Origin of the sequence: Providencia sp. PROV109 (assembly GCF_033681625.1) — a bacterium.
Lineage (GTDB): Bacteria > Pseudomonadota > Gammaproteobacteria > Enterobacterales > Enterobacteriaceae > Providencia > Providencia hangzhouensis.
Genome location: NZ_CP096320.1, coordinates 4,067,504 through 4,079,313, shown reverse-complemented (window position 1 = coordinate 4,079,313; position 11,810 = coordinate 4,067,504). Strand labels below are relative to the sequence as shown.

At 42.0% G+C, this 11,810-nt stretch carries 10 protein-coding genes; 7 read left to right on the top strand and 3 right to left on the bottom strand.

The features are described from left to right. Positions 1–7 precede the first annotated feature (7 nt). Positions 8–817, top strand: coding sequence for a phosphonoacetaldehyde hydrolase (phnX, locus tag M1F25_RS18840; RefSeq protein ID WP_181488763.1), 810 nt, complete (start codon positions 8–10; stop codon positions 815–817). 44 nt (positions 818–861) lie between these two features. On the opposite strand, the gene argF is transcribed toward phnX, so the two are convergent. Next, complete coding sequence (gene argF, locus M1F25_RS18835) at positions 862–1,887, bottom strand: ornithine carbamoyltransferase (protein WP_004264341.1); 1,026 nt, start codon at positions 1,885–1,887, stop codon at positions 862–864. A 169-nt stretch (positions 1,888–2,056) separates the two neighbouring features. Between argF and rraB the strand changes: the two genes are divergently transcribed. Together rraB and M1F25_RS18825 are read left to right on the top strand one after the other, a co-directional pair. Further along, the gene (rraB, locus tag M1F25_RS18830; RefSeq protein ID WP_004907524.1) at positions 2,057–2,470 is read left to right on the top strand and encodes a ribonuclease E inhibitor RraB; all 414 of its coding nucleotides are present in this window, start codon (positions 2,057–2,059) and stop codon (positions 2,468–2,470) included. Between the two features lie 272 nt (positions 2,471–2,742). Then, positions 2,743–3,911, top strand: a protein-coding gene (locus tag M1F25_RS18825; protein ID WP_094963266.1) for an IS3 family transposase whose coding sequence is annotated in 2 segments (ribosomal slippage) — positions 2,743–2,992 and positions 2,992–3,911 — 1,170 coding nt in all. Because the reading frame shifts where the segments join, the coding sequence is not laid out codon by codon here. A 46-nt stretch (positions 3,912–3,957) separates the two neighbouring features. On the opposite strand, the gene M1F25_RS18820 is transcribed toward M1F25_RS18825, so the two are convergent. After that, complete coding sequence (locus M1F25_RS18820) at positions 3,958–5,526, bottom strand: hypothetical protein (RefSeq protein WP_181488761.1); 1,569 nt, start codon at positions 5,524–5,526, stop codon at positions 3,958–3,960. Positions 5,527–5,912: 386 nt separating this feature from the next. Between M1F25_RS18820 and M1F25_RS18815 the strand changes: the two genes are divergently transcribed. Together M1F25_RS18815 and M1F25_RS18810 are read left to right on the top strand one after the other, a co-directional pair. Continuing rightward, entirely contained in the window at positions 5,913–6,065 is a 153-nt protein-coding gene (locus M1F25_RS18815) for an NAD-dependent epimerase/dehydratase family protein (RefSeq protein WP_181488759.1), read from the top strand. 92 nt (positions 6,066–6,157) lie between these two features. Then, positions 6,158–7,207: a UDP-glucose--hexose-1-phosphate uridylyltransferase gene (locus M1F25_RS18810; RefSeq protein ID WP_181488757.1), complete on the top strand. Its 1,050-nt coding sequence runs from the start codon at positions 6,158–6,160 to the stop codon at positions 7,205–7,207. 37 nt (positions 7,208–7,244) lie between these two features. Here M1F25_RS18810 and M1F25_RS18805 read toward each other — a convergent pair whose 3' ends face one another. Continuing rightward, the gene (locus M1F25_RS18805; RefSeq protein ID WP_112308089.1) at positions 7,245–9,425 is read right to left on the bottom strand and encodes an extracellular solute-binding protein; all 2,181 of its coding nucleotides are present in this window, start codon (positions 9,423–9,425) and stop codon (positions 7,245–7,247) included. Positions 9,426–9,727: 302 nt separating this feature from the next. Between M1F25_RS18805 and M1F25_RS18800 the strand changes: the two genes are divergently transcribed. Both M1F25_RS18800 and M1F25_RS18795 read left to right on the top strand, forming a co-directional pair. Beyond that, the gene (locus tag M1F25_RS18800; protein ID WP_112308088.1) at positions 9,728–10,549 is read left to right on the top strand and encodes an MBL fold metallo-hydrolase; all 822 of its coding nucleotides are present in this window, start codon (positions 9,728–9,730) and stop codon (positions 10,547–10,549) included. 10 nt (positions 10,550–10,559) lie between these two features. Next, a complete protein-coding gene (locus tag M1F25_RS18795; protein WP_112308087.1) occupies positions 10,560–11,810 on the top strand; it encodes an MFS transporter in 1,251 nt (416 codons plus the stop codon).

Below are 11,810 nucleotides of genomic sequence, written 5' to 3'. Positions count from 1 at the left end.
AAAAGAAATGAACCGTATTGAAGCCGTTATCCTTGACTGGGCGGGTACCACTGTAGATTTTGGTTCTTTTGCCCCTACTCAGATTTTCATCGAAGCATTTAAATCTGTGTTTGATATAAATATTACATTGGCTCAAGCGCGCATTCCTATGGGACTAGGAAAATGGCAACATATTGAAGCACTGGGTAAATTGCCTGAAGTAGACGCTTTATGGAACGCAAAGTTTGGCCGCTCAATGAGTAGTGAGGATATCGATAAAATCTACGCGGCCTTTATGCCATTGCAAATTGCTAAAGTTGTCGATTTTGCTGCGCCAATCACCGGAGTTGTCGACACAATCGCTACATTACGCAACCAAAATATTAAAATTGGCTCTTGTTCAGGTTACCCTCGTGCCGTGATGGAAAAGTTAGTTCCAGCAGCAAAGGCATTGGGCTACCAACCCGACTACTGGATAGCAAGTGATGATCTACTTGCTGGTGGGCGTCCGGGACCTTGGATGGCATTACAGAACGTCATTGAGCTAGGTGTTGGTTCCGTATCCGCTTGTATCAAAGTGGATGATGCCGTTCCCGGAATTGAAGAAGGGCGCAATGCGGGAATGTGGAGCGTTGGGTTAGCGGTTTCGGGTAATGAATTTGGTAAAACATGGGATGAATATCAAGGGATGCCAATTGATGAAGTTAACGCGTTGAAACAACAAGCCACAGAGAAACTATATGCTGCTGGCGCTCATTATGTGATTGATACTTTAGCTGATTTGCCATCAGTTATTGATTGTATCAATGAGCGTTTGGTAAAAGGTGAATGTCCATAATGATAGGTTCCCTCAACTCATTTGATTGAGTTGAGGGGGGCAATCTAAAATATATTAACAGGCAATTCTGGCGCTAATGTCGCCACCATCACCGCTTTGATAGTATGTAAACGGTTTTCTGCTTGGTCAAAGACAATGCTATAAGGCGATTCAAAGACTTCTTCCGTGACTTCTAAGCCACCAAACATATTGAATTCTTTAGCTAATTGCGCGCCCAATGTGGTGTCTTCATTATGAAAGGCAGGCAAACAATGTAGGAACTTCACATTTGGGTTGCCAGTGAGCTTAATCACATTCATATTCACTTGGTATGGTTTTAATAAATTAATGCGCTGTGCCCATACTTCTTTGGCTTCTCCCATCGATACCCACACGTCGGTATAGATAAAATCAGCATCTTTAACGCCTTCGGCGACATCTTCCGTGAGCGTGATTTTCGCACCCGTTTTTTGAGCTAGTGCTTGGCAAGTGTTCACTAAGTCTTCCTCTGGCCAGCAACTTTTTGGCGCAACAAGGCGTAAATCTAAACCTGTGAGCGCAGCAGCTTCTAACATCGAATTACCCATGTTGTTACGCGCATCGCCTAAATAGGCAAATTTAATTTCTGAGAATGGCGTATTTGGTCGGTGCTCTTGAATGGTCAGCAGATCGGCTAATAACTGTGTGGGATGGAATTCGTTAGTTAATCCATTCCATACAGGCACTCCCGAATGCGCGGCTAAGAGTTCTACCGTGTTTTGGGCGAATCCACGGTACTGGATACCGTCATACATCCGACCCAACACTCTAGCGGTGTCTTTCATGGTTTCTTTATGGCCGATTTGGCTACCAGAAGGCCCTAAATAAGTGACTCTAGCACCTTGGTCAAATGCACCAACTTCAAATGCACAGCGTGTCCGTGTTGAATCTTTCTCAAAAATAAGGGCAAAGTTTTTACCTGAAAGGAGGGGCTGCTCTGTGCCCGCTTTTTTTTCTGATTTTAACCAAGAAGAGAGTTTTAAAAGTGAATGAATTTCGCTAGAAGTAAAATCAAGTAACCTTAAAAAAGGTTTATTATATAGGGGATTCATAATTGGTAGCCTTTTTGATTTGAATTAATATTCAATTTATATTCATAAAAATTCAAAATCAACCCCCAATGTAAAAGAAATTATCTTTAAATATATGGTTTCACTGTCAACCGTGTGGGAGAATGGCGCAAAGAAAGATGAGCGACAAAGAAACAAAAGGGGTGTGGATATGGTAGATAAAGCTGAACTCGATGCGCAGTACGAAGAAACTCGCTTGATCATCGAGGAATTACTGGAAGATGGTAGCGATCCTGATGCATTGTATGCGATTGAGCATCACTTCTCTGCGGACAACTTTGCTCTGTTAGAGAAAGCAGCCGTTGAAGCTTTTAAACTAGGCTATGAAGTCACGGATGCAGAAGAGCTCGAAATTGAAACGGGTGAAACCCTGATGTGTTGCGATGTAATCAGTGAAAGTGCTTTAAATGCAGAGCTGATTGACGCACAGGTTGAGCAATTAATGAAGTTGGCTGAAAAAATGGGCATCAACTATGATGGTTGGGGCACGTATTTTGAAGACCCAGATGCAGAGTATGACGACGAAGATGGTGATGATATAGACCCTGAAGATCGCGTGCATTAATTATTAATCGCATCATATAATTACTTAAAAGGATAGCTAAAAACTATCCTTTTTTGTTGTCTGCATTAAACCATTCCTTAAGAAGGTGGTGATTAACTCTGCGGTACCTCTGCTTGATTGGTTTGATGTGACCTAGATGTAGCGAGTACGGGTGGGTAGCTCATACCGTAGGTTTAACAGTTAGCGAAGAAACGGCATAGTGTAGTGGTTTAATAAATTTGGCCACCTGAACAGAGGTGATATGCTCACCTCAGAACAACACAGGTGCCTTAATGAAAAAACGAAATTTCAGTGCAGAATTCAGACGTGAATCAGCCCAGCTGGTTGTGGATCAGAACTATACAGTTGCAGATGCCGCGAAAGCCATGAATATCGGGCTTTCCACCTTGACGCGGTGGGTAAAGCAATTACGGGACGAACGGGCAGGCAAAACACCGAAAGCATCCCCTATCACGCCGGAACAAATTGAGATACGTGAGCTGAAGAAAAAAATTCAACGTATTGAAATGGAAAACGAAATATTAAAAAAGGCTACCGCGCTCTTGATGTCAGACTCCCTGAACAGGTCTCGGTGATCGGGAAACTCAGAGCGCATTATCCTGTGGCCACTCTTTGCTGCGTGTTCGGAGTTCACCGCAGCAGCTATAGATACCGGGAAAACCGGCCTGACAATCCGGACGGCAGGAGAGCCGTATTACGTAGTCAGGTTCAGGAGCTGCACGGCCTCAGTCATGGCTCAGCAGGTGCAAGAAGTATCGCTGTAATGGCAACACACAGGGGCTTCCGGATGGGACGATGGCTTGCCGGACGGCTAATGAAGGAGATGGGGCTGGTGAGCTGTCAGCAGCCTGTTCACCGGTATAAACGTGGCGGTCATGAACACATTGCTATCCCGAACCACCTTGAGCGACAGTTCGCAGTGACAGAGCCCAATCAGGTATGGTGCGGCGACGTAACGTATATCTGGACCGGTAAACGCTGGGCATACCTGGCCGTTGTACTCGACCTGTTCGCAAGGAAACCCGTGGGCTGGGCAATGTCATTTTCTCCGGACAGCAAACTGACAACCAAAGCGCTGAAAATGGCATGGGAAATACGAAATAAGCCATCCGGGCTCATGTTCCACAGTGATCAGGGTAGCCACTATACAAGCAGGCAGTTCCGACAGTTACTGTGGCGATACCGGATAAAACAAAGTATGAGTAGGCGTGGTAACTGCTGGGATAACAGCCCGATGGAGCGCTTCTTCAGAAGTCTGAAAAATGAGTGGGTGCCGGTGACCGGCTACATCAGCTTCAGTGAAGCAGCCCATGCAATAACGGATTATATCGTCGGGTATTACAGCGAAGTCAGGCCGCATGAATATAACGGTGGATTACCACCAAACGAATCAGAAAACCAATACCGGAAAAACTCTAAAACCGTGGCCAATTTTAGTTGACCACTACATAGCGAATACAGTGCCATTTCTTCGGGGTGAAAGGGAATTAACGGTTTGAAATGCCTAACCATGCAGGTGTTGCGCCGGGCTGCCCATTTTCGTTTGTAGGTGCTGAACACCATACACGGTTATCAGGACAAGAAGATTTTGTTCTTATTCCACCATAAATAGTGAAACTATCATCTTTGATTGCGATAGCAGCGTATGGGCCACCAGAGAACTCAATTGCATTATCTACATGTAATGCTTTGAACAGGCCATATAGCTCGCGACGGTCTAGACCATCATCCACATCTCCTCCTTGATAAATATAAATCAGATTTTCATCTTCATTAAAACTCATAGCCACTCTACCCAACCCTCTCTCTGCATATGCTGGGGTAATGGAGGGATCCTCTATTCGGTCGTTAATCCCCACACCGGAAACAGCAATGTATTTGAATCCATCACGGTCTAACTCTTTCATTTGTTGTTCGACATTTTTTGCTTCCAGTGAGTCTGCATGAATCAGCATGCGATGTGAATAAACATCATCAAGCCAAAGCATTGTATCGAGTTTGATAGATTTATAGTTGTTAGGGTTTATAAAATAAGGCAAGCCCGCGAGGTATTTATTTGGAGAATTATGAGTACCTTGAGTTGGCCCTTTTGTTACATTGTCATAATACATACCCATTGGAGATGAACACCGATTCATCTTCCAGTTGGTCTGCGCAGCTTGCTTGCGGACATCAAAGAAATTGGCATTTAGTGCCACTAAAGGGCCATCAAGCTCTTGCCAAGCTTCATACGGTGTATAGATTTCAGCGTTTTGATGCTGATAATCTACGGTAGCATAAACGTTGTATTCACAGCGCTCAGACTTGCCCTTATGCATATCTCCTAGCAGATGTGGATATACATAGCGAACTCTATCAATAAGTTTAGGGATCATCAGAAGGCTACCGGTCAGTTTAACTGTATAACTTTCCGATCCGAGAATAACAGGGACTTCGTAATAATCTGTGTGATCTTTTCTTTGACCGAAAACGTATTGACCTGCCTTCTTAGTCTTTTGTACATCTGATGCTGCTAAATGAATTCGATTAGCCTCATAGGCAGCTTGTCCTGCTATGAATGAAGTTCCTTTTCGGCTATCAGCTCCTTTAATTAAAAAGGACCAGACAGGATAGTTATCATCGAGATAATCAATTTTTATCATTTCAATTTCGATTTCGTAATCCCCTGAACGGATAGCAGGAAACTCAAACCGTGTTTTAAATTCTTTGATTTTTCCAAATACTTCGTTTGATTCTTGTCGCATCAATTTTCCAGAAATCACGTGCTTAGCTGATGCGGTTACTCGGACTCGTGTCTGGTCGTAACTGGGCCCTTGATATTTCATATTATGTAGATAGACGTCTACCAATAGAGGCCTTTCGTTATTTCTCACTCTTACATCACTTTTGGCTTTAAAGCTATAAATTGGAGGACTACCCAGACTGATAGATTGCTGCCCCCAGCTTACCCACGATTCTGTTTCCTTCATTTCATTTGCATGCACTGGAAACCCATAAATAAAGAGCATTAACATCATATAAAACAATGACTTTATTAACTTAACTGTGTTTGTCATGTTGGACGCCTTAAGGTTCATAATTTGGATGGCCAAGTCCGTTTGCTTTTTTAGTGATTACTGCGGTTGATATTATTATAAAGCGCGCAATATCAAATAGTTCCGTTCGCTAATCAAAAGTGTAGATGCAAAACACAAGAGAGCAATCTCAATGCCTAAGAATTGGTACGTATACAACTTAAAAAAGCAAAAACAAACATAACAGCGACTGCAATAATTAAGTTAAAGCCTGCCATGTAAAAACAATCGAAAGAACCTTATTGGCAATTCGTGATCAAAATGAATTTTGGATATGTATTGTGATCTCTGTTCAATTTCTAACATCAATACATGGAATTGATACGTTCAAATCGTATGATTGGTAAAATCGATTCAGCGAGGTCAATATGGAAAAAGTAGAAATTTTGGTTTCAGGGGGAATGGGGTATATCGGAAGCCATACTTGTGTAGAGCTCATTAAAGCGGGTTATATCCCTGTGACAGAGTATTGGTCAACACCAGAGAAAGCCCAATGTGAACTCCACTGGAAGGCAACATGAAGCATTCAGGATATGGCTGATGATACTTGGCGTTGGCAAGGTAATAATCCGGAAGGCTACAACGATTCAAATGTTAATAAATGAGGTCCAACATGAATTTACCAAAATTCGACCCAACAGAGGTGCCACATCGCCGCTATAATCCGCTAACTGACCAGTGGGTACTTGTGTCACCTCACCGTGCTAAAAGACCATGGAATGGCATGGATGAGGCTCCTGAAGCGACAAAACAGCCTGAATATGACGAAAAGTGTTTTTTATGCCCAACAAATAAAAGAGTTTCAGGTGAGATAAATCCAGACTACAAGGGAACTTTTGTTTTCCAAAATGATTTTTCTGCCCTAACGCAGCAAGGTTCTGCGCAGCCTGAAAATGTAACCCGTTTGCTCCGCACTCAAGCTGTGCGAGGCCTTAGTCGAGTGATATGCTTTTCTCCAGATCACAGTAAAACATTGCCAGAACTGAGTGTTTCACAAATTAAAGACGTCGTGAAAACATGGAGTGAACAACTGTTTGAACTTGGAGAAGAGTATTTGTGGGTTCAAGCATTTGAAAACAAAGGTGAAATGATGGGGTGCTCACAACCGCACCCTCACGGGCAGATTTGGGCCTCTGATTTTCTTCCTAACGAAATAAAGCGAAAAGATGAAAACCTACAGCGTTACTATAAGGAAAATGGCTCCAATCTACTTTTGGACTATGCAGCCCTTGAAATGAGTGACGGAAAACGCACGGTGGTAGAAACGGATCATTGGATTGCAGTGGTACCATATTGGGCTGCTTGGCCATTTGAAACAATATTGATGCCAAAATCAATTGTTCATCGCATGAATGAATTAACGGAAGAGATGCAGAGTGATCTCGCACTTGCATTAAAAAAGCTCACTTCACGCTATGACAACCTGTTCAAAACATCTTTCCCTTACTCGATGGGATGGCACTTTGCGCCTTTCTTTAAGGACGGCCAGAACATTAACCATTGGCAATTACACGCCCAATTTTATCCGCCTTTACTACGTTCATCTTCAGTACGAAAATTTATGGTAGGCTATGAAATGTTGGCTGAAGCGCAACGAGATTTGACGCCAGAACAAGCAGCAGAGAAACTAAGAGCAGTTAGTGATATACATTATAAAAATTGAACAAGACCACGGCCCCGAGAGGCTGTGGCCTGTATTTTTAAAGATTTTTTAACCCTAGATTTATCTTCTGAATGGTTTCCTGAATGGTCATTAACCCATCTAAAGCATCAATGACCCCACGGCCAATGATATTTTCAGCTTGACGAAGATTAAATGCTTCTCCATTAGGCATTGTGGATTCACGGACTCCAGTCCTAATTTCATTATATGAAAGCGAAAGCCAAGGATAACGCTGTCTAACCTCTTGCATATAAATATAATTACGTTGAATAGTATTTCCACCAAGCATCAGTATATGATCCTGAATGACGTCAGAGTAAAGCCAGCGGTAAAAATGCTCGACTAATTCTGTCTTTTTACTACAACGTGACATACCTAAAACCCCACCGCCAATTTGAGGCTTTCCTCCAGGCACTGGGGCGAATCCAATGTTATTGGACATAGGACTGTGAGCTACATCGTTAAATAAATTCATATACGCGATGTTCATCGCAAGGCCTCCTGACTCAAACCGTTTTATCGATTCTCCCCACCACTCACTGTTAATCCGGTCTGTGTAGGAGAGTTGGTTTATGTAGTCAGCAAGCACTTTCTCAGCAATCAAAGGGCTTAAGCTCGGTTCTGTACTAGCGTCAAACAAACGTCCACCTGCGGCATAATAGCGTAGCAGGTACTCTGATGAAATTATTCCAGCACTTCCTGTTGTCGAAGATGAGCCATAAGGCTTATTTTCGTTGCCTGCTTCTCGATGAGTATAGAAAAAATGGCTTATTCTGTCGTATTCTTCAAAAGTGGAAGGAACTTTCAGCTCTTTGCCTGTCGATTCAAAGTACATGCGCTTTGTAATTGGGTCTTCAAATAGGTCTTTTCTGTAAAACATAAGTTGTACACTTGCGTCCAACGGCATTGCATAGGCCGTGCCATTAACCAAACAGAATCGGCTCTGCTTTTGCTCTGTGTACTTTGATTGTAAGTCTGTTAATCCATTACCTATCGCACTAAGCGGAACGAGTGTCTTTTCTGCAAACCAAGGAAAGAAAGCGACATCAACGCGTAATAAATCGTAAAAAGCATGCTCTTCTATCGTATTAAGGATGTTGAATATCTCTCCAAAGGGGCGAACAGAGATATTAACGTGGACTCCTGTTTGGGCGAAAAAGTTAGGAAGCAGTTTTTGTAATGCGTCGGTTGAAGGACTGGGTATCGTTAGTAAATTAAGCGTATCAATTCGAAGACGTTCACCATCTCTAACCTCACTGGTGTAAACATGGCTACAAGGGTTGGAGACTTGCGGTTCCTGTTCTAACTTTTTCCCCTCATTTTGAAATAAGCGAATGGCAACATCCTGACCTAATTGGGCGTAATTAATTGGGGAGCAATATATTCCATTAACCATTGGCGGTGTGCTGCCCGTTAATGAAAAAATACGGGGTGCCGCTCTCGAGCTCCCGAAATAACTAGCCTGAGTGATATATCGAGTTCTTTCGAGATCTTGCGCAATGATTGCATCTAACTTTTGGTTATTAGAGAAAAAATCAAATGCGGTATTGTAAGATTCGAGGTCGCTTGAATAACATACAACAATTTCGACATTCGGTACGTTTTTTTGTAATGATAGCCGTACTTCCCGGACAAACTCCTCACTATTCAAATTATGTGAGGCCTCGGCAAAAATTCCAATTCTCTTATATGAGTCTTTTGCTATCTGATTTGCGATGGCTTCAGCTGCCTGAACATAGTCAAGACCAAAATGGATTTTAGCATTTTGGGGTTTTCGATAGACAAAAGTTACATTTTCAGGGGCAATTTGAAGCGTATCAAAATAAATTGCAGCATCGTCAAGACAACTAACAGAGATAACACTCTTGTATCCACCAGAAGCGATTTTTTGCAATATTTTCAGTTCTTTAGACTTTAGGTCATCAGTCAGAAAGACATCAAATGGCAAGTCTGAGTAATCTTCAATCGTTTGGCGAATAGAGTTGAATAGTACAGTGTATTTTTCTGATGTTAGGTGGGGGAGTACAATAGCAATCTTAATATTTGTATTTGCTCGGAGTAATTGAGCTTGCGTGTTAACGCTATAGCCCAGTACTTTAGCTGCATTTAACACCGCTTCCATTTTCTCTACGCTGACGTTACCACGCCCATTCAACACATTAGAGACAGTGCCGTGTGAAACACCAGCAATCCTACAAATATCCCTCATCGTTGCCATTGATTATCCCCTCCAAATTGACTGTCAATAATAATACCTTAATTTGAGGTTATATAAAGATAAATGAAATTGATTCGTATCATGTTTTGCATCCTGTTGTATGACTAAGAGCATAATGAATTCAATTCCTATACGTCTAATTAACTATTGCTTAATATATTGATATTTTAGGTGTTAGTGAATTTTACTTTGAACGTGATCACTTAATTCACTATAAAAGCTTTGTGATTGTCTTAAATTATATATATTGATACGTATCAAATGCAAATAAGCATGATAATTACAAATAAAAGGAATTCACTATGAAAATCCATTTTTTAGGTACAGCTGCTTCCGAAGGTATCCCGAACCCATTTTGTCGATGTGAACACTGTTTAGAGGCTCGCCGAATTGGCGGAAAAGATATTCGAACCCAGTCATCCGCTATCATTAATGATGTTATGCTAGTGGATATGTCTCCGACGTTCAGCCATCAGTTATTGCGAGATGGTCGTGATGCGACTGATATTGAAACGCTTCTTTTTACGCATACTCACCCTGACCACTTTAATGTTGGCGATTTATATAGCCGTATGGAAGGTTATGGCTACGAAATATGCCACCCTTTGCACATTTTTGGTAACGACAGAGCAATTAATGGCTCTATCAGTGTTTTACCTGGTTACAGTAAAGAACGCTTCGGTTTTCATTGTATGGTTCCCTATGAAACAGTTGAGCATAATGGCTATAAAATCACGCCTTTGCTGGCTAATCATGCAAAGTGGGAATATTGTTTTGTGTATCATGTAGAGAAAGCTGGAAAGAGTATTTTTTATGGACATGACTCCGGTTGGTTCCCTGAACTGACTTGGAATTGGCTCGTCGATAAGCCGTTGGATATCGTTGTTTTAGAATGTACCTATGGCTTGAATGGTGATGATAGAACGGACAACCACATGAGTTTGGAAACCGTGTTTGCAGCCAAACAAAAGCTGGAAGCCCAAGGTTGTATACACCCGAAAACAAAAACATTGGTTTCCCATATCTCACATAGCGCGCGTTTATTACATGAAAATCTGGAAAGCATTTGCGCTGAACATAACATTTTAGTTGCTTCTGACGGCCTCACGGTTGAAGCAAACTAAGGAGATCACTATGAGCGTGAATATAACTTCCAGGCTGTTGATCATGATGTTTGTCCAATATTTCATGCAAGGTGCATGGAATATGACGATGGGACTGGTATTGAGTTCTTATGGAATGGCTAACATCATTGGTAATGCTTATGCCTTACTGGGGCTGGCGACTATCATGTCACCACTATTCATCGGAATGATTGCGGATAGATTCTTTTCATCACAAAAGGTTATGGCTGTACTTCACATTATCAATGCAGGTGTGTTGCTAACGGTGCCTCAATTTGTGGAAGCGCAGAATGTTGGAATGACCTTGTTTCTGATCTTTATCGTCGGTTTGTTATTTTACCCAACCACAGCGCTCTCTAACAGTATTACTTTCTCACACATTAACGGCGTGAAAATGTTCCCAGTTATCCGAGTGTTTGGAAATTTCGGTTTCATGGTTGTGGGATTCATCATGGGTGAAATGGGCTTCTCTGGTAGTACCATGACTTGGTACATTGCTGCGGGTGCAGGTGTTGTGCTAGCGCTATACTGTTTAACACTGCCGGACACTCCTCCGAAAGCTAAAGACCAACCATTTAAGCCTAGGGATATTCTATGTCTTGACGCACTTTCTTTATTTAAAGACCGCTATTTCGCAATTCTCATGTTTAGCATCTTTGTGCTCATGATCCCAAAAACAGCTTATTCCGCTTATATTCCGGTATTCATTAAGGCGCTTGGGTTCGATAACGCAGCATCCATGATGCAGATTGGCGTGGCCTGTGAAATCGTCTTTATGTTTGTATTGTCATTCGTGCTGTTAAAATTCGGGTTTAAAATTACATTAGCATTAGGTATTGGCTCTTGGATTGTCCGAACTGTCCTTTTCTCCTATGCAGCAATGGATACTGGCACGATGTTTATTATCATTGGTCTGTTACTGCAAGGCTTGTGTTGGGACTTTTTCTTTACTGCTGGCGACATCTATGTTGATAAAAAGGCGCGCCCAGAAATCCGCGCTCAAGCTCAAGGGATCCGCTTTATCGTCTCTAATGGTGCAGGCTTATTATTTGCGTCAACTGTCTGTGGTTATATTTTCAACAATACAGTCACAGATACAGGAGCCACATCACTTCCTCAATGGGTTACCTATTGGCATTACCCAACAGTAGTTGCAGCCGTTGTATTAGTCTTCTTCCTCATCTTCTTTAAAGATGATGTTTCGAAAAAGAAAACAACGCAGCAAGATAATCACAATGTGGATGCTGCTGTAGAGAAATAA

What these genes read in the sequence shown, in the direction of transcription:
- phnX (WP_181488763.1), top strand. Translation starts at nt 8, where the DNA reads ATGAACCGTATTGAAGCCGTTATCCTTGACTGGGCGGGTACCACTGTA.
- argF (WP_004264341.1), bottom strand. Translation starts at nt 1,887, where the DNA reads ATGAATCCCCTATATAATAAACCTTTTTTAAGGTTACTTGATTTTACT.
- rraB (WP_004907524.1), top strand. Translation starts at nt 2,057, where the DNA reads ATGGTAGATAAAGCTGAACTCGATGCGCAGTACGAAGAAACTCGCTTG.
- M1F25_RS18820 (WP_181488761.1), bottom strand. Translation starts at nt 5,526, where the DNA reads ATGACAAACACAGTTAAGTTAATAAAGTCATTGTTTTATATGATGTTA.
- M1F25_RS18815 (WP_181488759.1), top strand. Translation starts at nt 5,913, where the DNA reads ATGGAAAAAGTAGAAATTTTGGTTTCAGGGGGAATGGGGTATATCGGA.
- M1F25_RS18810 (WP_181488757.1), top strand. Translation starts at nt 6,158, where the DNA reads ATGAATTTACCAAAATTCGACCCAACAGAGGTGCCACATCGCCGCTAT.
- M1F25_RS18805 (WP_112308089.1), bottom strand. Translation starts at nt 9,425, where the DNA reads ATGGCAACGATGAGGGATATTTGTAGGATTGCTGGTGTTTCACACGGC.
- M1F25_RS18800 (WP_112308088.1), top strand. Translation starts at nt 9,728, where the DNA reads ATGAAAATCCATTTTTTAGGTACAGCTGCTTCCGAAGGTATCCCGAAC.
- M1F25_RS18795 (WP_112308087.1), top strand. Translation starts at nt 10,560, where the DNA reads ATGAGCGTGAATATAACTTCCAGGCTGTTGATCATGATGTTTGTCCAA.